We start from the raw sequence: 22,406 nt of genomic DNA on the forward strand, positions 1-22,406 counted from the left end.
GGTTCGAAAACGAGGAGCCGTTGAGTGGAGAACGGTTGCTGCTAGAGTAGTCACTGAGCGACAGCGCCACCCGGTGGCACAGCCGTCGTACGATCGGTGCGTAACCTGTTTCAGTTTACGAGAGAGTTCGAACCCAGCGCCGTTGCTGACCAGCCGGTCAAATAATGATACTGGGGTATAGAACGCCTTTCAGCGCATTTTGAGTTGGATATTATAGTGTATTTTAAAAGAGAGTCCACTCGGGAGAGGCTCAACTTTTATACTGCTGGGAGCTTTCGATTCGTAATATGGTAGATACCGATCTGGAGGAAATCGAAGACTTGCCTCCGAGCGCCAAACTCGTTTTCAAGGTTCTCGAGTACGACGGGCCGCTCACCCAGAAGCAAATCGTCGAGGAGTCGATGCTCTCGGCTCGGACGGTCCGATATGCACTGGAACGGCTCGAGGAGATCGGGACCGTTGATGAGGACATCTATTTCGCGGACGCTCGTCAAAGCCTCTACCGACTGACAGAACCCGTTGCTGCCGATGGCAATGGCGTCGATGAGTCGCCGAAGAAAGACGCCTGCTGTGCGGAGTAACACGCGATGTCGACGGGCTGAGACGACCGCGTTCATCGGGAGCGGCCGAACATAGACAGGTTTCGTCGGGACGAACCGCGAAGATGTCTCGACCACTCGCCCGAAAGCGCCTCGAATGACCCCCCGAAGACGGGGTACTGCATTAATACTGTTTCCGCGAGTTCACCGCTGGCTATTCGATCGGCCGGTCGGTTGGCGGATCGGTGAGAACGGCAGGATTATTTCGACTGAGTGATGACTCGCGCTATGGATAAGGAAACCCTACCGCGCTGGGGGTGGTTACTGGTCGGACTGTTCGTGGCGGCGATAACCGCGAATCTGTTCAACCTTCTTGTGCTCGGCCGGGCCGGATTTCCCGAGGAGTATCGGGTTATCACCGTCATCACGGCGATGGCACCGGTATTGATCTACGTCGGTGTCTGGTACGACGAGGAGCGCCAGCAGTACTGGGAGCAGTCACGGGCACATATCGTCGGCGATGTCGTCTTTCTCCTCTCCGGTGCGGCGATTGGGTCGGCGATTGCGATCGTTGCCGTCGCCGACTTCGGTTTCCAGCAGTTTCTGCAGGATATCCTGGCGATGGTTACCGGGTTCATGCTCGCGTGGGGGCTGTTCTGGTGGCGGAACCCAACCCTGTATCGGTCCGAAACTGACCAGTGAGGCCGGGAATTGGCGAACACCGTCGAGTGCAGAAGACGGGTTGTTGACCCGATTTAGAGCGGCTGCATACCGGCAATTCGGATCGGCTGCACACCGGTGTTACAGCGGGGTTCGGAGGTGGTCGAGTCCCGGCGTCGGTGGCAGGGTTCGTTTGTGCTCGGTTTCCGCGGAGAGCCACGCGATCGCTCGCGCAGTTTCTCCGTCGAGGTCGAGTTCGGCTGCGGCATCGGTGACCGAGCGGTCGTCGTCGACGAGTCGTCGCAGCAGTGGGTCGATCGTTTCGTAGGAGGCACCGAGTTCACCGGCGTCGGTCTGGTCGGCCCAGAAGCCCGCGGTCGGGGGCTTGCTGATGATCCGTCGTGGGATTCCGATCCGCTCTGCGAGTGCGCGGACTTCGGTTTTGTAGAGGTCGCCGATCGGGTAGGCGTCGGCTGCGCCGTCTCCGTATTTGGTGAAGTAGCCGAGGAGGAGTTCCGAGCGATTCGCGGTCCCGAGCACGAGCCGGTGTTCGCGGTTCGCCGCGTAGTAGGCACAGCACATCCGGAGGCGTGCGATCACGTTCCCGAGTTCACAATTTCGCTCGTGCGGGCGGTCACCGTCGTCGATCCGTGATTCGAGTTCGCTCGTGACGGTTTCTTTGAACGCGTCGAGAAGTGGCCGGAGTTGAATCTCGGTGAACTCCATGCCGAGCCCGTCAGCGATGGTCCGGGCGTCGCGGGCGTCTGCACGTTCGGCTTTGTGACAGGGGAGGGCGAGCCCGAGGACGTTGTCAGCACCCAGCGCCTCGACGGCCAGGGCAGCCGTGACGGTCGAGTCGATGCCGCCGCTCATGGCGACGACGGCCCCGTCGGCGCTTGCATCGTCGACGAGCGTTTGAATCGACTGAACGATCCGCAACCGAACCGTTTCGAGCCGGCCTCGATCCATAATGAACGATTCGGGCGGTACTTCCGTCCCGGTGGGGGCGTTTGTGCTGCTTTCAGCACACATAGTTCATCAACACCATTGTTTTCACAGTATATCCAAACATTCGTCTCATGTATATGGCTACCCCTTAAACAGCTAGTAGTCCTTCCACGTGTGTCAGTTACTTACCGGCGACTATCGCCATCCGGCACCGTTGAACTGCCGTCACGGTTTCGAAGCCAGGCCACTCTGCGGACGGGAGACACGTCACGCTCCGCGTTATCATAGCGAAATGAACACAATTATACTCAATCACTACACACGGTGATCAAATGTCGACGCCGACGGCGGCTCCGGCTATTCAGCGCGGGTTTCGCCTTCGAATGCTCATCGCCCTCGCGCTCGTCGTCTGTCTTCCGTTCGCGTTCGTCTACACCTTCCTCTTTCTCGCAAACACCGTCGGTATCTCGCTGCTCGAATGGGCGAACGAGCGGCCGTATCACGGCGAGTTCTACATCTCCCCCGTTCTCCTGACGATCGTCGTCCTCGGCGGCCTCGCCGTGCAGTATCGTCTCGGACCGCAGGTCGTTCTGAACTCGGTCGATGCACGCGCCGTCGATCGCGACTCGTATCCGGATCTCCACGCCACAGTGACCCGGCTGGCCTCCCAGGTCGACGTTGCGAAACCGGGTCTCGCGGTTATCGACAGCAGCGTGCCGAACGCGTTCGCCGTCGCCGGCGGCGGTGGTGGTAGCGATGGTCGAAGCGACAGCCGCGACGATACGCGCGGTCACCACGCCCACATCGTCGTCACGACCGGGCTGCTCGAACTCCTGACCGACGACGAACGCGAGGCGGTGCTGGCCCACGAACTCGCCCACCTGTCGAACAGAGACGCCAACCTGATGACCGTCGCGTGGTTGTTGCCGACGATCACGTACTACCTCGCCGTCGCCGCGTTCTACGTCCTCTATGGCTTCTATCGCGTGCTCGGCTCCGGCACACATTCGAACCGATCGAGCGGCAACAGCGACGGTCGCGGCCTCCTCGTTGTACTCGTCGTCATCACCGTCTGTGCAGTCCTGACGCTGACCGTCTCGGCGATGTTCTGGCTCGCGAGCGTGCTCTTCTACCGCGTTCTCTCTCGCGAACGGGAGTACGTCGCCGACCGCGCTGCCGCGGCGATCACCGGCTCGCCGGCTGCACTCGCGAGCGCCCTCGAAACACTCGATTCGGAGATGCCGACCCAGCCGGACGACGACCTTCGAAAACTCGACGGGGGCACAGAGGCGCTGTATCTCGCTCCGCTCGAGGATCGCGCGTTCGGTTCCAAAGAACTCCTCAGCACGGATATCTTCCCGGAGACGCACCCGCCGACTGCGAAGCGAATCGAGCGCCTGCGCGAGTTCGCCCGTGAGCGCGACGGGGCCGGCCCCGAAACGGGGATCGAGATTGAAACTGAGATTGGGGCCAGGACTGAAACTGAGATTGGGACTGGCACTGGCACTGGGTCTGGGTCTGAAAGCGCATCCGCAACCAACCCCCGCCCAACCGATTCCGAGCTCGAGGAGGACCGATAACCATGCCGCCGGTCACCCGCAGACGACTGCTTGGGACGACCGCCGCCGGACTGGCGACCGCCGTCGCCGGCTGTGGCTACCAGCCCGGCGGCGGTGAACTCGACTGGGAACGGTCGGTCGGTTCCGGCGACTCGTTCGCGGCGGCGGCCGGTTTGTCGACCGACGACGAGCGCTGGCTCGCCGACGGCGAGTTCGTCGCCCGCGTTCGAAACCGAAGCGGACGGACCTTCACCATCGACGGCTACGTCGAGCTCGACGATGCGTTTCTCACGGTTCGCGATTCGAGCGGCGAGCGGTCCTGGAGCGGGAGTACCGATGCCCGTTACACCGGCGAGCCGGCGTTCGCGGCCGGCCGCGCGTATCTCCACCTCGAAGACGGCCGCGTCGTCGCGCTCGAACGAAACGAGGTCGACGACAGCGGCGACGCGGACGCCGCCGCCCGCTCCGAAGCAACCGACCTCGCAACGCGCTGGGAAACGGCATGGGACGGGCCAGCGCTCGCGTTACACACGGCCGCTCCCGGCGTCGATTCGTCGCTGCTCGTCGGGGTTCACCGGGACGGACTCGCCGGCTTCGATATCGACAGCGGCGACATCCGGTTCGAGTTCACGAACGAGACGTTCGACGGCCGCGAGCTCGATACCGTCGTCGTCGCGGCGGACGGCCTCTGGGCGCTCAGTTCCGGCGACCGCGGCGGTGGCCACACCCCGAGACTGTTCGGACTCGCACCCGACGGCGACGTTCGGGTGACGATCTCCCCGCCGATGCGGGTCGGCTGGCTCACCGCCGTCGGATCGGCAGCCGTGCTCGGACTCACGGATCCTGCCGAGAGCCTGGCTCCCGAACTGCGGACCGTCGCGCCGACCGGCGAGCAACCGGTCACGATCGAACTCGCGGGCGATCCCGCCGATGGAACGCCGATCGCCGTCCCTGCCGCCGACCGCGTCTATCACGTTGGGACCGACGTGATCGAGGCTATCGACATCGCGTCCGGAACTCGCGAGTGGCGACGCGAGGGCTACTCGTTTCGGGACGCGCCGGTCGCCGACGCCGACGGCATCTACGGCTGGGGGACCGGCCCCGAACTCGATTCCTGCGGTCTCACCGCCGTCACCGCCGACGGCGAGCCCTGGTGGGGTGTCCCGCCGCTCGCGGAACTCGGCTGCGGCGCTACACTTGAACTCGTCGGTGACCGCCTCGTCGCGATCTCCGACGGGCGCATGTACGGTCTGCACAAGAAACCGGGGCGGCGATACACGCTCTTCTCGTGAGCCGTTAGCCGTGAGCCGTAGGCCGTGAGCCGTTAGCCGTGAGTTGGGAGTCGGTAACCGGTAGTCGTCTTACAGCGGAATCGCGCCCAACAGTAGCGCGACCACGAGGATGATCGACGACGGGATGACCATCAACGGCAGCGTGAACTTGATGTGCTCTCCGAGTTCGACGCCGGCCAGTCCGATGAGGAGGTACGTGGCTCCCGTGAACGGTGAGACGGGGAAGCCGACGGTTTGGCCGACGAGCGAGGCGCGGACGACCGCGACGGGGTCGTGTCCGTACGCGGCGCTCGTTTCGGCGAAGACGGGAAGCACGCCGAAGTAGAAGGCGTCCGGGCTGAACAGCAACCGTGCGGGCAGCGAGACGACCGCAACGATGAGCGGCAGTTGCGAGCCGAGTACGTCCGGAATGAGATAGACCAGTATATTGGCCATTTCCGTGATCATCCCGCTCTCTTCGAGGACGCCGATGAGGACGCCGGCGGCGAAGAGGATGCCGACGTAGGTCATCACATCGGGGGCGTAGGATTCGAGCACCTCCTTTTGCTTCTCGTACTCCGGCACGTTCACGAGCAGTGCGATAACGACGCCGATCATGAACGAGACTTCCGGCGACGTGATTCCTGCGATAAGAACGCCGAGGACGGCGATCGTGAGGGCGAAATTGAACCACCACTTCCAATCAACCGAAACCTCGCGGCCGTCCACTGCGTCGTCGATTAGCGACTCTTCGTCGACGCCGTCGAACGCGGTTACCGCGTCCAGATTCTCCCGAATCCGCCGGCCGTAGTAGGCGCTGATGCCGAAGACGGAGAGCATGCCTGCGGCCTGTGCGGGGATCATCGGGTTGAACACGTTCGAAATCGTCGCCGGATCGATCGCCGCGACGCCGCGAACGACCTGCCCGCCCCACGGGACCATGTTCATCGTCCCGGCGGTCAGCGCGACGAGCGCGGCGAGGATTTTCCGGTCGATGTCGAGCGCATCGTACAGCGGGAGCATCGCCGGAATCGTGATCAGCATCGTCGTTGCGCCGGCCCCGTCCAGGTGGGTGACCATCGCGAGGCCGACGGTTCCGATCGTGAGCAACGCCGGTTTATCGATGATGCTACTTACGATGCGCGAGATGAACGGGTCGAAGAGCCCGCTATCTCGCATGATACTAAAGTACCAGACGGCGAACGCGAACATCGCCGTAATGGCGACGATCCCTTGCAACCCTTCCTCCGCGAACGTCGCGAGTTCGTTCGGCGAGAACCCAGCGAGCAAGGCAGCAGCCGTTGGAACGATAATTAGTGTCGGGATTACGTAGAGCTGCTTTCGTATGACAAGAAAAAGAATGAGGAATATAGCACTGTAGCCGATAACTCCGAGCATCAAGCCAGATACTGCCATGACTAGCGACAGCCAATAACAGCATAAAAATCCACACATATATCCCAAGGTATACGATATCTGTCTACGTCACATTTTGCTGCCAGCGACAGGTGGTGTCGTACCCGGTACTCGACCGCGCTCCGACCGCACTGCGGTGAGTTTCGCTCGATTACGCCGTCGGAGAGAGTGACCGCGTCGGTCGCCGTACTTACGGACACCCGCCATCCGAACTCGAAGACACAGGGGCGTCTCTTCGGACGAGCCCAGTTACAACATCTACGCTACAAAAGAGCCGCTCGCTCGGAGTCACTCGCTCGCGGTACGGTACACTACGAGGGAACGACTGTGATCGGGTCTTTCCGGTCGATCGCCTGCTCGAGTTCGTCCGCGATAGCGCTGCCGCGCGAGACCTGGATCTCACACGCGTACCTTTTTTCTCGTCGGGTTCGCTCGTTTCACTCGCTCACCGCTCCTCCAAAAAATCTACGCTACAAAAGAGCCGCTCGCTCGGAGTCACTCGCTCGCGGTACAATATACTACGAGGGAACGACTGTGATCGGGTCTTTCCGGTCGATCGCCTGCTCGAGTTCGTCCGCGATAGCGCTGCCGCGCGAGACCTGGATTTCGCCGCCGCGGCTCACCGTCGCGGTGAAGAGATAGTCGCCGCCGGCCTGGACTTCGACGGTTTCGCCGTGGTTGCCGTCGACGGGGATGACGATGTGTCGGGAGGTGATCTCGGGGGTGACCATCTGGCCTGCGGCCTGGCCGCCGCTTCCGGTACCGGTACCGGCACCGGCACCGCCACCGCTGCCGTTTGCACTGGCACCGGCCCCGTAGTTCGGATTCTCGTCGTGGGTCCGCACGTCGATGTCGATCCCGAGTCGGTTTTCGATATCCGTGATCCGGCCGCCGCCCTTGCCGATGACCGTCGAGATGTCGTCCTCCTCGACGTAGACGACGGCTCTGTCCTGACCCTTGAGGAGGACGTCGACGTAGCCGCGGGCGACCGAGCGGATCTCGCGTTCGATCTCCTGCTTCGCGATGCGGTCGACGCCGGACTCGCTGCCGGGACCGCCCTCCTCGTCTTTGAGCGGGACGGTGACGACCTGGCGGTTGAAGGTGTAGATTTCGTACTCGGGGTCGCCGGTCTCGAAGTTCGTAACCTGGATCACGGGGCGAGCCAGGTCCTCCTCGGTGAGTCCGGCTGGGACCTTGACCTCCGTGCGCACGTCGTAGACGGTCTCGACCTCGCCGGCCTCGATGTAGACGACGGTGTCGACGACCTGGGGGATCATCCCGAGTTCGACGCGGCCGACGAGGCGCTGGAGGGCGTCGATCGGTCGGGTCGCGTGGACGACGCCGATCATACCGACGCCGGCCAGGCGCATGTCCGCGAAGACCTCGAAGTCGTCGGTCTTACGGACCTCGTCGTAGATGGTGTAGTCGGGTCGGACCATCAACAGGGCGTCCGCGGTTTTGGCCATCTCGCCGCCGAGTTCAGTGTACTGGGTGATCTCGGGGCCGACCTGGAGGTCGCGGGGCTTTTCCATCGTCTTGACCGCGTAGTCGTGGTTCGAGATGAACCGGGCGACGGCCTGGGCGAAGGTCGACTTCCCGGCTCCGGGGGCACCGGAGATGAGGACGCCGCGCTGGCGCTCTAGCAGGCGATCCTTCAACTCTTCGGCGTTCTCGTAGTCTTCGATGTCCGTCTGGGCGATCGGCCGGACGGCGGTGATCTCGATGCCGTCCGCAAACGGCGGGCGGCCGATGGCGATCCGGTAGTCCCGAAACTGGACGATCTTCATGCCCGGTTCCGAGAGTTCGATGAAGCCCTCGGGGGACTCCTTCGCGCCGTCGACGACCTCGCGGGCGTACTCGTCCATCGTGGCCTCATCAAGTGGTTCGTCGGCGATCTCCTCGTAGCGCATCTCGCCGAGTTCGCCCCGCTTTGCCATCGGGACCGTGTTCGTTTTCAGGTGGACGCTCATCGTCGACTCGTCGAAGTAGTTCTCGACGGTGAGCGTGCCCACGTCGACTTCGCGGGTTTCCGGGGCGACGTGTTGGACATCGAGCCCCTTCGCCTCGGCGACCTCGGCCTGGACGATGTCGCTCGTCAGGAAGGTCGCGTCGAGGTCCTCGGCTACGTCGCGAATGAGCGCGTCGATCTCGCCCTCGGAGGCATGGCCGCGCTCGATGGCGTTCGGCCGCTCGCCGACGTACTCGAGTTCGATGACGCCGTCGTCGGCGAGATCGGCCAGGCGCTGGAGTTCCTCCAGGCCGTCCCAGCCGGTCTCGATGCCGTCGTTCGCCTGCGCCTCGAGTTCCGCGACGACCGCTTCCGGTACCGAGATCGTCGCTCCCTCGAACTGCCCATCGTCAATCGTCGCCGAAACGCGGCCGTCGATGACCACGCTCGTATCCGGCACGACGTTCATACGGGACGTTGGTTTCCCGACGGCAATAAAGGGTGTCCTCGCGACGGCATCCGTGTCCAGGCCAGATCGGGCGACGGTTTCGGCCGGTGTTACAGCCGGTGCAATCAACACGCTCGCCGCCGTATCCCATCCCATGCCACCAACCGAGAGCATCGTCACGCTCACCCGCGAACTCGTCTCGATCCCGAGCCACGAGGACGAGACCGAGGCGGGCGAGTTCATCGAGTCGTGGCTCCGCCGCGAGACGGACGCCGACGTTCGCCGCGATTCGGTCGGAAACGTTTTCGCTCGAGCCGGAACGGACGGGACTGAAGGCGAGAGTGAAGGTGAGGACGAGGACGACGACGAAGGCGAGAGCGAGACTGCGACCGTATCCGGCTCGACGACCGGAAACGCGGCGACCCCCGACGGAGAAACCGGCGACCGGAGCGCCGAGACCCTCGCGCTCGTCGGGCACCACGACGTCGTCGCGCCCGCCGAGTCCCAGACCGACGACGACGGCGCGTACGTCGTCGAGGAACGCGACGGCCGACTCTACGGTCGCGGCGCGGCAGACATGAAGGGCGCGCTCGCGGCCGCCATGCTCGCCTTCCGTGACAACGAGATGCGTCGCACCTCCGAGGCCGGAACGGAGACCGGCGACGCCGACCCCGGTGGCGAACTCGTCTTCGCGAGCTTCGTCGGCGAGGAGGTCGGCGGCACCGGCGCGCGACACGCCATCGACGAGGGGTTCGCACCCGAGTTCGCCGTCGTCGGCGAGGGGTCGACGAACTACTCCGGGTCGGACGTGACGGACGTCGCTGTCGCGCACAAGGGCCGACGCGGCAGTACGATCACCGCCCACGGCAGCGCGGCCCACGCGAGCGAGGTCGAGGCCGGCGAGAACGCGATCTACCGGGCGACCGACGCCATCGAGACGATTCGCGACCTCGCGCCGCCGACCGTCTCCGTCGCGGGCGAGACGCTCGAGGGAACCGTCGTCGTCACCGAAATCGAGGGCGGCACGGCGATGAACGTCGTTCCCGACCGCTGCGAGTTCACCATCGACGAGCGGACGGTGCCGGGCGAGCGCGCGCCGCTCGCGGACATCGCGGATCTCCCAGGCGTCGAGTGGACCATCGAGCAGGATCTCCCGCCGATGCGGTGTGACGACGCGGCCTTCGCCGACGCCGTGCAATCGGCCGCCGACGCCGCCCAGTCCGGCGCTCCTGAACTCGTGACGAAACCCCACGCGACCGACGCGGGGTGGCTCTCCGAGGCCGGGTCGGAGTGCGTCATCTACGGCCCCGCCGAACCCGGCGAGGCGCACACGGACGACGAGAGCGTGTCGATCGCGGTCCTCGAGCGGTGTTACGAGACCTACCGCCGGATCGCAGCACAGTGGCCCCAGTGACGGCCCGAGTTCGGTGCGTCGGTTCGGACCGCTTGGTGGGCGTCAGCTCCGGGCACCCGCAGGCTGGTTTGGGACTGCGCCGGGAACTCGTTGCGGACCGTCTCAGACGCCGGGGACGCCGACCGCCTCGAACCCGGTAATCCCCACTGCGGCGAGGACGTACAGCACGATCAGGACGGTGACCCATGCGACGAGGCCGATCATCGCCGCGGCGGTCCAGTCGGCGGGATACCGGAAGTTGATCACCGCGATGTACGCGAGCAGTGCGAGCAACGGCCCAACGAGCGGGATCCACCCGACGAAAAAGCCGACGACCGCCCAGACGATCGCGCCGAACAGCGCGGTGACGATGGCGTGATCGAAGCTCTGTGCGCCGACAATGACCCGCGCGCCGACGTAGATTCCCAGCGCGCCGATCAGCAGGCTCACGACGAAGACGATAGCTGATGCCAGAACCATACTCGTAGAACGGTCAGCAAGGGCGAATAGTCCCGGGCTTGCAATTTCCACCTGACTCACCGCCGTCGAGGGTGCTCGTCCGTCGGTAGGGCAGTTGATCGGCGCGCGAGTTCTCGGTCGCGATTACACTCATCGGAGTCGATAGTTCGATGCAGCGTTTCCGAATACCGCCCTCGCCGACGAGCGATTTCTGAACTCGGTCGGCGATGGAACTCCGTCGCGGCGTTACCCGTCGTCCGGGTCGGTGGGGTTGCGTTCGGTGTCGGCGTTGGGTTCCGTGTTCGGGTTCGCGTTCGCGTTCCCGCCCCGGGCGTCCCGGGCAGCGTCGGGATCGACGAGCAGGACTTCAGGCGGTGCGCGACAGCCACAGGGGGCTGCGATGCCCGTCGCGGGGCCGTGGATCGTCACCGTCGTGACCGGCTGACCGCAGAGCGGACAATCCGGTAGTGAGGCGGTGGTCGGTTCGTCGGGCGGGTCCGCGAGATCATCGCCCATCGTCGCCTCCGGCCGTCGGCTGCGCTAGTGGGTGGGTGAGCGAGCGTGGCGAGACATCTAACTGGCGATACGTCGGTCGTGCGGGATGTTTATGTCCCGGTAGAATGTACGCAAGCATGGCGACCAATCCCTTCACGGGTTGGGAAGCCAAGTCTCGGGTGGTTCCAGCACCCGGGGCATTTCAATAAACGCCCACTCCCTCTAACGGGTTTTCTTGGCTTCCGTTCACTACGTTGTTGTAGGGTGACTTATATCTACTGCTAAGTGGTGGAATTCCCAGTGGCTACTCGGTTTCTCACCAGTGTGATCACAGTAACTCAGATCGTCTTGGTTGGCTGAACTCGGGCACGTGGGTGCCGTCTATCCTCAGATTCAGTTCGAACACATCCTCGGGAAGCAAGGACGCGCAATACAACATCGCCAAGATTGGCGGTGACTTCCTTATCTGCTACTCAGCAACCTCTCGGTTACTCTGAACTCGTGTGTTGATTCAGGAAATCGATTTTCGTGATGCCGATCCGTAGAGGTAGAGAGGTCCAGTATTGCTAATTGAAAATATGATCCACTATTTGTTCAGCAGAGTACCAGGCTGGTAACATCACAACTAGACCTACAATAATCGCTGTAAGTTCTGATAAACCAATCCCAAATACATATCCGGTATGTAATAGAGCACCCACAAATAAGAGTCCGAAACCAACTTGACTCGACCAAATACTCTGAGCCCTAACCTGTGCCTTTTGTTGAATTGGCATGACATTACACATATGTGAAGTAACTGTTCCAGCACCAATTAAAGCAGTTCCAATAACTAAGTTGAACATCCGAGTTTGAATTGCTATTTCGTCAGTCCATCCAAACAGCATGATTGAGTAACCAATACTCAACCCAAATAGCCCAATGAATGTCGGTATGTACTGTTCTCCTTGACTAATATATTCTCTTTTCAAACCCTTAAAACTCCAATAATTTTTTCTACTTTCAAATCCCTGATTATCCTCAGAGACGTGACTTATTCTCTCATATATGGACTCAAACAATACACTAGACAACCATCTATATACAGTATTACCAAAATATGTGGCTATTGCAGACATCAGAATTATACAGAAACCAATCGTGAAATGCATTAGTCGAGGTTTGAAAAATGCTGAGGGAGTAGTCTTCACTCCTATTATTGGAAGGAATAATGCAAATATAAGTCCAAGTATTATTGCATAGGATATTGTAAGTAATAATAGTAGTATAATTTTAAATAAAAACTTGGATAATGAAATAACTTGAGATTTGATTTGCATTCCTGTGCTTCGAAAATCATTATATTATAATATCTCTTACGTTCTGGTGAAGCGTACACAATCTACAAATCCCGTGTATACATTCGGGAATTAGGTTTTGATGGTTGCGTTAAACCACTAGGTGCGGCAGAGATATCAATAAATCGGAGGTGTTGAAGCAGGACAATTTGGCTGTCTATGATGCGGATCTCCTGCTTCACCGAACATCTTGATTACACAAAGAGGTTCAGAAATGAAAAGAGAATTAAGTCTTCTGGAAGGCCAGTAGTGTCACCTCTATCATTGGATTTTTCACTACAGCCTTAGCCACAAGCATTAGTTGCAGAATATCATATCTGCTATTGATGACGAAGAATTGGATACCAACGGGATATGCCGACCCCGACCCCTACGTTGTTAATGACCGCTGGATCATGATTATCGGACTTGTGCTGATTCTGCCAGTTTTTATGCTCGTTCGCCCGTCGCTGATTGAGGGCGCGTCCATCTTCTCTACTTTGATTATCACACTTGGGGACACCACTAATCTAATCCAAATCCCACTTCTTTACGTCTTCTCAACTGTCCTTATAATCCTTAGCTGGATATTCATCTCCGGAGCTATCATCGTCACACTTCATGAGGGAGTCCACTACACAATCAGTGCAATTCAAGGATTGAATCCAAAGTTTCAATGGAGTAGCCATCTGGGCCTAAAGAATCCCAGTATCGTCGCCTATACAGAAAGAATTAGACGAAGAGAGAATATGCTGATGTTGCTAGGTCCCTTTGCTGTCCTCACTCCTTTCTGTGCTGCAGCCATGTGGTTTACAAGCGGATTCATTTCAGCAACAGCGGCCATTATGTTTTCAGTGAACACTGTTGCCTCTTGTGCTGACCTGTATAATTTTGTTCAAATAACTATGATGCCGAAAGGTACGCTGTTCGCCAACTTCAACGATGATGGCAATCTTCATTCCGAGTTTGCAACGCCTCTTGAGAAAGAATCCGCATAACCCTATTTCATGTGCTTCAACTGGAATTCAGCGTGCGAAGCCAGGGGGCGTAATCTTTTGACGCTGCCCCTGTGACAACACGCGGCAGTCTCTCTCTCACACGAAATCCGAGCGAGCGAGTGCCAGCACCTATTTGACGGACAATATTATCACAGACCCGACTACCGAGTTCAGCGTAGCCGATACACTACCGTCGGGCGGCAGTTCGAACACGTGATCAGTCGGTGAACTCGACTTACGACGACAATTGATGCGCCTCCACCTGGCGAATGTGAAGAACCCCAAGTGAAACCACCCGGAATACCCGGAACCACGAGGTTGATACTTCGCCCTTGCGTACCGAACGCCCATGGCAACCGATCAGGCCCGAAGCGAGAGCGAGGGGACTGACACCTACGACGCATTCGAATCGCGCGTCGAACGCATCGCCAACGTCTCGAACGCCGCCGGCGTCCTGCAGTGGGACCAGGAGGTCGTGATGCCCGACGAGGGCACGCCGGCCCGCGCGAAACAACTCTCGACGCTCTCCTCCGTCAGCCACGAACTCCTCACCGCCGACGAGACCGGCGACCTGCTCGACGAACTCGAGTCGAGCGAACTCGACGAAGAGCAAACCGCTGTCGTCCGCGAAGTCCGCCGGCGCTACGACCGCGAGACGAGCGTCCCGCAGGAACTCGTCGCGGAAATCTCCGAGACGACCGCGAACGCCCATCCCGTCTGGAAACGCGCCAGAGAGAACGACGACTTCGAGGAGTTCGCGCCCACCCTCGAGAAACTGGTCGAGTTACAGCGCGAGTACGCGAACCACATCGACCCGGACGAAGATCCCTACGCCGTCCTCTTCGCCGACTACGAGCCCTACATCGACCTCGAGACCGCAGAGCGAGTGCTCGAGCGACTGCGCGATGAACTCGTGCCGTTGATCGACGCCGTCCAGGACAGCGACGCCGACCTCGAAACGGACGCCTTCGCGGGGACGTTCGACGACGACGATCAGGAAGCCCTCGCCCGCGACGCCCTCGATTCGCTCGGCTACGACTGGGATCGGGGCCGACTGGACACGGCACCGCATCCCTTCTCCACGGGGACGCAGTTCGACGCCCGCGTGACGACCCGGTTTGACCCGGACGACCTGCTCGGGTCGATCACCTCGACCATCCACGAGTTCGGCCACGCGAATTACACGCTCGGCCTGCCCGACGAGGGCTACGGCACGCCGCTCGGCGAGGCGCGTGACCTCTCCGTACACGAGTCCCAGTCCCGGCTCTGGGAGAACCACGTCGGCCGCTCGCAGGCCTTCTGGGAGTACTTCCTGCCGATCGCCCGCGAGCGCTTCCCCGAACTCGAATCGGTCTCCCCCGAGGCGGCCTACGAGGCCGCGAATCAGGTGTACGACGACAACCTCATCCGCACCGAAGCGGACGAACTCACCTACCACCTCCACATCGTGATCCGCTTCGAGATCGAACGTGACCTGATCGCGGGCGACCTCGACGTCTCGGAGGTTCCCGACGCCTGGAACGACAAGTACGAGGAGTACCTGGGCGTGCGCCCCGACACCGACGCGGAGGGCTGTCTGCAGGACATCCACTGGTCCCACGGCTCGTTCGGGTACTTCCCGACGTACTCGCTCGGCTCCGTGCTGGCGGCCCAGCTCTACGCCGCCGCCGAGGACGACCAGGGCGAGTTCACCGAGCAGATCCGCGAGGGCGAGTTCGGTGGCCTCAACGGCTGGCTTCGCGAGAACATCCACCGGCACGGCAAGCGCTACACGACGCCCGACCTGATCGAGCGGGCCACCGGCGACGAACTCGGGGCGGACCCCTTCCTCGCGCACGTGAAATCGAAGTACGGCGCGTTGTACGACCTCGACGAGTACTGAGCCGATCGGCCGCGGTTCGATTCGGTTGGCCCGGTGTGATTAGTGATTAGTGACTAGTCGGTAGTCACTCGTTCGATCGATTCGACGACGCGTCGTCGGAGACGGCCTCCGGAAGCGGGTCGACCCGAAAGACGTACTCCGCGTAGACGCCGTCGAGATTCGTCGGGTGCTCCTCGGCGGTGTGCGCGCGGCAGAGAACCGCCTCCGCCTCCACGGCACCCTTGCCGGTCTCTTCTTGATACCGCTCGCGGACGACGAACGCCGCCGGTTCGTCGCACCCGCGTCGGTGGCATTCGCGGGACGATGCAGGTGTTTCGGCCATACGTTCGCTACTAGAACACGACGGATAATAGCGGGCGGGGTGGCGCGGGAGACGCGGGAGCCGAGATCGCAGCGGCGACCGGCGACGACGGGCCGCCGTCGGTCCCCGCCCTATAAAAGCGGGCTGGCACTGCCAGGTCTAGACTCTCCCGTCGCGATCCCCAGAATCGAGTATGCGACTCTCCATTCCGGGCGTTCCCGGCGTCTACTACGACACTGACGCGGGAACGACCGCCCTCGCGACGTTCATGTCAACCGCCGGCCGCCGCGCGCCGAAACCGAGCGGTTACGCCGTCCAGATCCTGCCGTACCTCTGGTCGTTCGACGTCGACCTTCACGAGGTTCCCAACGACCACCCAATCCAGTACCTCCACCCCGAAAGTGCGGTGAGCCTCGGCGAACTCACGACCGGCCCCCGAGCCCGCCAGGCCGGCACCGAACTCGAGTCGGTCCTCCGCTTTGCCTGGTCGGTCAACCAGGAGGTCGAGTCCGCGACGGATGCCCTCCTCGGAAACGAATCGACCCGGGACGGCGTGACGATCGAAATCCGGGACGGACACATCGTCGCCGACGGCGACGAACTCGCGACCGACGAGTTCGATATCGACGCCGAGGGCGGCGACAGGGATAGTGACGGTGACAGCGGCCGGTCGACGGACGCGACGCGCGAACGGGAGTCCGATGCCGATGCCGATGCCGGTACCGGTACCGACGCCGAGTCTGATTCCGATACCGATGTCGATGCCGCTGACGACCCCGAGCGCTTCGATACCGGCTCGGAACGGTGATCGCCGGTCGTTAACCGCTAACCGCTGATCGCTGATCGCTGATCGCCGACTGCTCATCCCGGCCCGTCGTTTTTGTTCACTCGCCGTGTACGTCCGATTATGAACGTCGTCACGACGCTCCCCTCGGCGACCGAGATCGTCGCCGCACTCGGTCTCGAACCCGTCGGTGTCTCACACGAATGTGACTATCCACCCCGGGTCGAATCGCGCCCGTCGATCACCCACTCGCGGATCGACGCAGACGCCTCGAGCGACGAAATCGACCGGCAGGTGCTCGACGCAGCCACCGGCGGCGTCTACGATATCGACACCGAGACGCTGGCCGAACTCGATCCCGACCTCGTCGTCACGCAGGGGATGTGCGATGTCTGCGCCGTCGACGAGGTCGTCGTCGAGGACGCCATCGAGGAGATTCCCGCCGATCCGGAGCTCCTGACGACCGATCCTCACAGCGTCGCGGACGTGCTCTCGGACATCACGCGCATCGGCCGCGCGACGAACCGCGAGGAGCGCGCACGATCCCTCCGCGCGGAACTCGAAGCCAGGATCGCCCGCCTCAGGGAGCACACCGTCGACCTGACCGACGAGGAACGCCCGCGGGTCGCCGTCTTCGACTGGACCGACCCCGTCATGGTCGCCGGCCACTGGACGGCCGAACTCGTCTCGTGGGCCGGCGGCGAGTACGGCCTGGCCGACCCCGGCGAGCGCTCCCGGCCGCGCGAGTGGGACGAGATCCGCAACTACGACCCCGAATGCATCGTCGTCGCGCCCTGCGGCTTCGACCTCGACCAGACGGCCGCAAACCTGTCCGACCTGACCGAGCGCGACGGCTGGGCGGACCTGACCGCCGTCCGCGAGGGCCGCGTCTGGGCGATGGACGGCAACCACTACCTCAACCGCCCCGGTCCGCGACTCGTCGACACGCTCGAAGCGCTCGCGCCCATCGTTCAGCCCGACCTGTTCGACGGCAGCGACGAACCACCCGCGGGCGACGAGTTCACGATTCCCCTCGCCGAACTGGAACACCGCTCGACGGCTGCAGCTGAACTCGACGCGCGGATGGAGTCGTGACCCGCGATCCGACTTCCGACGCTGCAGCCGACACCGCCGGTTCGCGCTCCGGTGGCGACGAATGCGGCCCGACGCTCGTCATCCCCGAATCGGTTCGCCGGACGATCTGCGACCGCGCTCGCGAGGGCGATCCCGAGGAGATTTGCGGGATTCTCGGCGGAGTGTTCGATCCAGAGCGGAGCCGCGTCCGGTCGCAGTATCCCGCGACGAACGTCGCCGAGACGCCGCGCACGCGATACCGGATCGATCCCGAGGAACAACTCGAGTGCTTCGAGCGACTCGAGGCTCGCGGCGAGGAGATCGTCGGGTTCTACCACTCACATCCGCGCGGCCCGCCGCGTCCGAGCGAGACGGATATCGACGCGGCGACCTGGGCGGACCGGTCGTACCTGATCGTCTCGCTCGACCCGTTCGCGGTCGGATCGTGGCGCTGGCGGGCGGATGCCGGCGGCAACACAGCAGCCGAGACGGCGGCCGACGATGGCGAGGTTGCCGACGGCGGTCACTTCGAACGCGACCGGCTCCACACGGAGTGAAAAGCGGGAGCCTTCGAGTGGTCTCGCGGTCGCGTCTCTCCATCGACACCTCATCGCACGACTGCTGTGCGATCAGCGTGGACACCGTTTCAGTTGTTACGATCCGTCTCGTCGTCCGCCCGCGCCTCCGCCGCCTTCGCTCTGAACTCCTCGATCTGCTCGCTCAATTTCTTGCCGACGGCGTACGTGAAGTCGTCCGGCATCAACCCGCGCTGAACGTCGATCGTCACCATCGTATCGCAGCCCTCGACGATCTCCGGTGCCCAACTCCCCTGCGCTAATTTCGACTCGTCCGTCACGACCGCCTTGCCGTCCTCGACGTCGATGAACGCCGTCACAGTGTTCCAGATGCGCGGATCGCTCGTCGTCGCCTCGTCGAACAGTCCCTCGAGCCGGGACTCTTTGATCGGCTCGTCGCGCAACTCGACCACCAGGTCTTCGAGCGCGTCGGCCATCGCCTCGTACTCGGCCGCCCGCTCGGTTCGCTCATCGTCACCGTTCGGATCTGCACTCGCGTCCGCTCCGTCCGTCATCGCATCTCCCTCCCGTTGCCGGCGGTGTCGTTCATACAGAAGCATACCCGCGGTTGCGGTATAAACTCGGTGTCCCGTCTCCGTTCGTGCGATGCTCTCACAGTGAACGACCGCCTACTCCGCCGCCCGGAGCACGCTGGGAACCCACTCGCGATTCGGGTCCTCCGTCTCCTCCATCCACTCGATCAACCGCGTTCGGAGTTCCCGCCGTTCATCCGCGTAGTCGGGGTGGTCAATCAAATTCTGCAACTCCGCTGGATCGGCCTCGAGATCGTACAGTTCGTCGACACCGGGTCCGTTGTAGACGTACTTGTAGCGGTCCGTGCGAACCATCCGCTGCGTGTAGAGACCGAACTCGTCGCCGTGGTACTGCGCGAACGTCGAGTTCGGCCACTCCGTCGCGAGGGCGTCGGGATCGCCGCCGTTTTCGAGCAGGGGAACGAGGCTCCGCGAATCGAACGTCTCGGGAATCGACACGTCGCCGATATCGAGGAACGTCGCCGCCAGATCGTGCAAGTGAACGGGCGCGTCACAGACCGTTCCGGATCGGGTGACGCCGGGCCAGCGCACCTGCAACGGAATGTGGTACGTATCGTCGTACATCAGCGGCCCCTTGTTGAACTGGCGGTGGCCGCCGATGAAATCGCCGTGATCCGAGGCGTGGACGACGACGGTCTCCTCGGTCAGCCCCCGTTCGTCGAGTTCATCGAGGATCCGCCCGAACTGGTCGTCAATCAGCGTGACGAAGCCCCAGTACTTCGCGATCGCTTCGGCCCAGCGGTCCCAGTCGAAGCCGCTGACGCCGCGGTAGTCGAGGTAGTTTTCCTGCACCTGGGGCTTGCCCGCGTAGGTCTCCGCGTAGCTTTCGGGCGGCTCGATCTCGTCGGGGTCGTACATCGAGGCGTAGGGCTCGGGGACGACGTAGGGATGGTGCGGGCCGTAGAAGTCCGCCCGGTGGAAGAAGGGGCTATCGCGGTCGCCGTCCGCGTGTGCCTCGATGGCGTCGATCGTCCGCTCGGCCAGGAACCAGGCCCGGGTTTCCTCGACGTCGATCGACGTCTTCGCCGCGACGAACGTCCCATCGCCGTCGTCTCGCGGCTCGTCGCCGGTGTAGATCACGTCTTCGAGTTCGGCTTCGCCGATCGGCGTCCCGCGTTCGGCGCGGTACTCGCGGAACGCGTCGTCGATGTTGTCGTGGTGTTTGTCGCTGCCGCCGAGATAGGAAAAGCCGAAGTCGTCGGGGGTCTGATCGCGCCCGACGTGCCACTTGCCGGTGTACGTACAGTCGTAGCCGGCGGCGTCGAGTTCCGCGGCGAAGGTCGGAATGTTGGGCGGAAGATTCGGCTGGAGCGCGTCGTCCTCGTGGCAGTTGTTCAGCATGCCGTGGCCGTGGGGGAACTGGCCGGTCAGCAGCGACGCGCGGGCGCTCGAGCAGATACTGATCGGCGTGAACGCGTGCTCGAAGCGCATGCCGGTCGCCGAGAGGTGATCTATCGTATCGGTCTCGACGGTGTCGGCGACCGTCCCGTCGCGGGCGCTGCAGTCGTAGCGCTCCTGGTCGGTGAGGACGAGCAGGACGTTCGGTCTGGTGTCAGCATCGGCCATCGTTCCCGCTACGTCGGCGCTGCAGTTAACGATGGGACCTGGATCTGCTTCGAGTCCCGTTCATCGCTTGTTTCGCGCTCTGTTCTCACTTTCTCACCGTCCCGCTCGAGACCTGCTCGCCAGATATAAACACGCTCTCAGTAAACCCGCATACTCATTACGCCCCGGTTCGATGCGTCACGCGTGCCAACGGCATCCTGTGGGGAATGTGAGTGGAGTTACCGGGCCGATGACGACGCCACGACTGAACTCGACCAGGCGATGATCGACCACCACGTCGAAACCGGTCACTCGCCGATCAAGCGGGCCGATCTCGTCGAGCCGATTCCCGCCCATGCACTCAACGGCGCGACTGCAAGTGACCGCGAGCGGGGAACTGCAATCGAAACCGGAACTGAGGCCGAGAGCGAGACGGAACCCAAGGCCGAACCGGCTGTTGAACTCGAGAAAAACTAACGTCCGGCCGATCGGAACCGACCGAGACGGACCGCGCGGCGGCGATTCGGTCGCGCTTTTCGATGTTCGAGACGTTACGAGTCGAAGTCCGCGAACGTCGGACGCTCGTACTCGCCCGGGAACGCCTCGACGGGGACCTGCATCTGGTCGCCCGAGTTCATATCTTTGATCGTCACCTCGTCGTTTGCGAGGTCCTGTTCGCCGGCGATGACGACCGTCTCGGCGTTGATGGAGTCCGCGTAGTTCAACTGCGAGCCGAAGGAGCGCCCGGCGACGTCCGTCTCGACGACGTGGCCGCGCTCGCGGAGGTCGCGGGTGATCCGGGCCGCCTCCGGTCGGGTGTCGCCGATCTGGAGGACGTAGTAGTCAGTCGTCACCTCCTCGTCGGGCCAGACGCCGGCGCGCTGGCACAACAGCGCCAGCGTCGCGTGACCGGGTGCGACGCCGACCGCGGGCGTCGGCTGCCCGCCGAAGCTCTCGATCAGGTCGTCGTAGCGGCCGCCGCCGAAGATCGACCGCGAGACCTCGCCCGCGGAGTCGAAGCACTCGAAGACGACGCCCGTGTAGTAATCCAGTCCGCGGGCCGTCTCGAGCGAGATCGTACAGTACTCGCGCGCGCCGAAATCGTCGGCCGCCTCAAGGACGTGCTGGAGGTTGTCGACCGCAGCGTCGACGCGATCGGTGTCCGCGAACGCTCTAACCGCCTCGAGATCGCCACCGGCGACGAGGTCGTCGAACTCGACCGCCTGATCAGCCGTCAGCCCCGCCCCGATCAGCAGATCGTGGTACTCCGCCGTCGAAAGCTTGTCCGACTTGTCGACCGCGCGGATCGCGTCGTCGATATCCACGTCCGCATCGTAGGTCTCGAGCACGCCGCCCAGGATGTCCCGGTGGGAGATTCTGAACTCGAAGTGCTCGTCGGTGAGCCCAAGGTTCGTTAGCGCGTCGGCAGCCCAGGCCAGGATCTCGGCGTCAGCTTCGGGCTCCGAGGAGCCGAAGATGTCGACGTTCGTCTGGTAGAACTCGCGCTGGCGGCCCTGCTGGACCTGTTCGTAGCGCCAGAACGGCCGGGTCGAGAACCACTTGATCGGCTTCGAGAGTTCCTGTTGCTTGGCGACGACCATCCGGGCGACGGTTGGGGTCAGTTCGGGCGTCAGGGTGACATGCCGGCCGCCCTGATCCTCGAAGGAGTACAGTTCCTCGACGATGTCATCCCCGCTCTTGTCGGTCCACATCTCGGCTCGTTCGAGCGCCGGCGTCCCGATCTCGCGGAAGCCGTAGCCGCGGGCGGTGTCCTCCAGGGTGTCGATGGTCGCCCGTCTGGCGGCCATCTCGCCCGGATAGAAGTCACGAAAGCCCTTGATCCGGTCGTACATGACTGGTGGTTCACCGAGGGCGGACTTCTATCCTTTCGTTTGGGAACGTCGCTCTCAGCGTCCCGCGAGCGCTTCGATCGCGAGCCCGATGACGGTCGCAATGGCATAGAAGTAGCCGATCAGGAGTCCGTACCCGACTGCCGCCCCGACAGCGCTTTCGCGGAAAAACTCGCCCGTTCGATGCACGAGCGCGTCGATCGGTGCCATCACGATCCCGAGCACTCCCTCGACAACCGTGAGGAGCGCCGACTCTTCGGCGAACTCGAGGAGTACCAGATACACTCCCAGGAGGACCCACAGCAGGGCGAACGGAAGCAAGATCGTCGCGCGAGGCGCGATCGCCTCGACGAACTGCTCGATCACAACGGGTCTGAATTCGAGCATGGAC

General features: G+C 62.5%; 22 protein-coding genes. 11 read left to right on the plus strand and 11 right to left on the minus strand.

Annotated features, from left to right (window positions below; translation table 11 throughout):
• Positions 1-287: 287 nt before the first annotated feature.
• Positions 288-581, plus strand: coding sequence for a helix-turn-helix domain-containing protein (locus tag SM755_RS06390; RefSeq protein WP_006107623.1), 294 nt, complete (start codon positions 288-290; stop codon positions 579-581).
• A gap of 246 nt (positions 582-827) precedes the next feature.
• On the plus strand, positions 828-1,241 hold the full coding sequence (locus SM755_RS06395) for a hypothetical protein (RefSeq protein ID WP_323171939.1): 414 nt from the start codon (positions 828-830) through the stop codon (positions 1,239-1,241).
• A 99-nt stretch (positions 1,242-1,340) separates the two neighbouring features.
• Here SM755_RS06395 and SM755_RS06400 read toward each other — a convergent pair whose 3' ends face one another.
• Complete coding sequence (locus SM755_RS06400) at positions 1,341-2,231, minus strand: NAD+ synthase (protein ID WP_323171940.1); 891 nt, start codon at positions 2,229-2,231, stop codon at positions 1,341-1,343.
• Between the two features lie 248 nt (positions 2,232-2,479).
• On the opposite strand from SM755_RS06400, the gene SM755_RS06405 reads away from it, so the two are divergent.
• Positions 2,480-3,727 carry a M48 family metalloprotease gene (locus SM755_RS06405; RefSeq protein WP_323171941.1) on the plus strand — a complete coding sequence of 416 codons (1,248 nt, stop codon included), beginning with the start codon at positions 2,480-2,482 and terminating at the stop codon, positions 3,725-3,727.
• Positions 3,728-3,729: 2 nt separating this feature from the next.
• Complete coding sequence (locus SM755_RS06410; protein ID WP_323171942.1) at positions 3,730-4,998, plus strand: hypothetical protein; 1,269 nt, start codon at positions 3,730-3,732, stop codon at positions 4,996-4,998.
• A gap of 69 nt (positions 4,999-5,067) precedes the next feature.
• Here SM755_RS06410 and SM755_RS06415 read toward each other — a convergent pair whose 3' ends face one another.
• Together SM755_RS06415 and SM755_RS06420 are read right to left on the minus strand one after the other, a co-directional pair.
• Complete coding sequence (locus SM755_RS06415) at positions 5,068-6,432, minus strand: citrate:proton symporter (protein WP_323171943.1); 1,365 nt, start codon at positions 6,430-6,432, stop codon at positions 5,068-5,070.
• A 479-nt stretch (positions 6,433-6,911) separates the two neighbouring features.
• Positions 6,912-8,810, minus strand: coding sequence for a PINc/VapC family ATPase (locus tag SM755_RS06420; RefSeq protein ID WP_323171944.1), 1,899 nt, complete (start codon positions 8,808-8,810; stop codon positions 6,912-6,914).
• Positions 8,811-8,943: 133 nt separating this feature from the next.
• Between SM755_RS06420 and SM755_RS06425 the strand changes: the two genes are divergently transcribed.
• A complete protein-coding gene (locus SM755_RS06425; protein WP_323171945.1) occupies positions 8,944-10,203 on the plus strand; it encodes a M20/M25/M40 family metallo-hydrolase in 1,260 nt (419 codons plus the stop codon).
• 102 nt (positions 10,204-10,305) lie between these two features.
• Here SM755_RS06425 and SM755_RS06430 read toward each other — a convergent pair whose 3' ends face one another.
• From SM755_RS06430 to SM755_RS06440, 3 genes are all read right to left on the minus strand, one after another.
• Positions 10,306-10,662: a hypothetical protein gene (locus tag SM755_RS06430; RefSeq protein WP_006827188.1), complete on the minus strand. Its 357-nt coding sequence runs from the start codon at positions 10,660-10,662 to the stop codon at positions 10,306-10,308.
• A gap of 225 nt (positions 10,663-10,887) precedes the next feature.
• Positions 10,888-11,157: a hypothetical protein gene (locus SM755_RS06435; RefSeq protein ID WP_323171946.1), complete on the minus strand. Its 270-nt coding sequence runs from the start codon at positions 11,155-11,157 to the stop codon at positions 10,888-10,890.
• 545 nt (positions 11,158-11,702) lie between these two features.
• A complete protein-coding gene (locus tag SM755_RS06440) occupies positions 11,703-12,254 on the minus strand; it encodes a hypothetical protein (RefSeq protein ID WP_323171947.1) in 552 nt (183 codons plus the stop codon).
• Positions 12,255-12,799: 545 nt separating this feature from the next.
• Between SM755_RS06440 and SM755_RS06445 the strand changes: the two genes are divergently transcribed.
• Both SM755_RS06445 and SM755_RS06450 read left to right on the plus strand, forming a co-directional pair.
• Positions 12,800-13,450: a DUF3267 domain-containing protein gene (locus SM755_RS06445; protein WP_323171948.1), complete on the plus strand. Its 651-nt coding sequence runs from the start codon at positions 12,800-12,802 to the stop codon at positions 13,448-13,450.
• A gap of 349 nt (positions 13,451-13,799) precedes the next feature.
• Positions 13,800-15,332 (plus strand): carboxypeptidase M32, encoded by a 1,533-nt coding sequence (locus SM755_RS06450; protein WP_323171949.1) that lies wholly within the window; start codon positions 13,800-13,802, stop codon positions 15,330-15,332.
• A 64-nt stretch (positions 15,333-15,396) separates the two neighbouring features.
• Here the strand turns inward: SM755_RS06450 and SM755_RS06455 are convergent, their stop codons facing one another.
• The gene (locus SM755_RS06455) at positions 15,397-15,654 is read right to left on the minus strand and encodes a hypothetical protein (RefSeq protein WP_323171950.1); all 258 of its coding nucleotides are present in this window, start codon (positions 15,652-15,654) and stop codon (positions 15,397-15,399) included.
• 172 nt (positions 15,655-15,826) lie between these two features.
• On the opposite strand from SM755_RS06455, the gene SM755_RS06460 reads away from it, so the two are divergent.
• The 3 genes from SM755_RS06460 to SM755_RS06470 all read left to right on the plus strand — a co-directional run bounded on the left by SM755_RS06460 (position 15,827) and on the right by SM755_RS06470 (position 18,048).
• Positions 15,827-16,441 carry a hypothetical protein gene (locus tag SM755_RS06460; protein WP_323171951.1) on the plus strand — a complete coding sequence of 205 codons (615 nt, stop codon included), beginning with the start codon at positions 15,827-15,829 and terminating at the stop codon, positions 16,439-16,441.
• A gap of 99 nt (positions 16,442-16,540) precedes the next feature.
• Positions 16,541-17,512 carry a cobalamin-binding protein gene (locus SM755_RS06465; RefSeq protein WP_323171952.1) on the plus strand — a complete coding sequence of 324 codons (972 nt, stop codon included), beginning with the start codon at positions 16,541-16,543 and terminating at the stop codon, positions 17,510-17,512.
• Positions 17,509-18,048 carry a desampylase gene (locus SM755_RS06470; protein ID WP_323171953.1) on the plus strand — a complete coding sequence of 180 codons (540 nt, stop codon included), beginning with the start codon at positions 17,509-17,511 and terminating at the stop codon, positions 18,046-18,048. Before SM755_RS06465 ends, SM755_RS06470 begins: the two co-directional genes overlap by 4 nt.
• Before the next feature lie 89 nt (positions 18,049-18,137).
• Here SM755_RS06470 and SM755_RS06475 read toward each other — a convergent pair whose 3' ends face one another.
• Positions 18,138-18,581 carry a hypothetical protein gene (locus SM755_RS06475; protein ID WP_323171954.1) on the minus strand — a complete coding sequence of 148 codons (444 nt, stop codon included), beginning with the start codon at positions 18,579-18,581 and terminating at the stop codon, positions 18,138-18,140.
• Between the two features lie 114 nt (positions 18,582-18,695).
• Positions 18,696-20,186, minus strand: a complete 1,491-nt coding sequence (locus SM755_RS06480; RefSeq protein ID WP_323171955.1) for a sulfatase-like hydrolase/transferase — start codon at positions 20,184-20,186, stop codon at positions 18,696-18,698.
• Positions 20,187-20,369: 183 nt separating this feature from the next.
• On the opposite strand from SM755_RS06480, the gene SM755_RS06485 reads away from it, so the two are divergent.
• A complete protein-coding gene (locus SM755_RS06485; RefSeq protein WP_323171956.1) occupies positions 20,370-20,642 on the plus strand; it encodes a hypothetical protein in 273 nt (90 codons plus the stop codon).
• A 74-nt stretch (positions 20,643-20,716) separates the two neighbouring features.
• On the opposite strand, the gene hisS is transcribed toward SM755_RS06485, so the two are convergent.
• Entirely contained in the window at positions 20,717-22,018 is a 1,302-nt protein-coding gene (hisS, locus tag SM755_RS06490; RefSeq protein ID WP_323171957.1) for a histidine--tRNA ligase, read from the minus strand.
• Positions 22,019-22,072: 54 nt separating this feature from the next.
• Positions 22,073-22,402 carry a hypothetical protein gene (locus SM755_RS06495; protein ID WP_323171958.1) on the minus strand — a complete coding sequence of 110 codons (330 nt, stop codon included), beginning with the start codon at positions 22,400-22,402 and terminating at the stop codon, positions 22,073-22,075.
• Positions 22,403-22,406 lie beyond the last annotated feature (4 nt).

It is taken from the genome of Natrialba sp. PRR66, from assembly GCF_034808065.1.
GTDB classification, from domain to species: Archaea; Halobacteriota; Halobacteria; order Halobacteriales; family Natrialbaceae; genus Natrialba; species Natrialba aegyptia.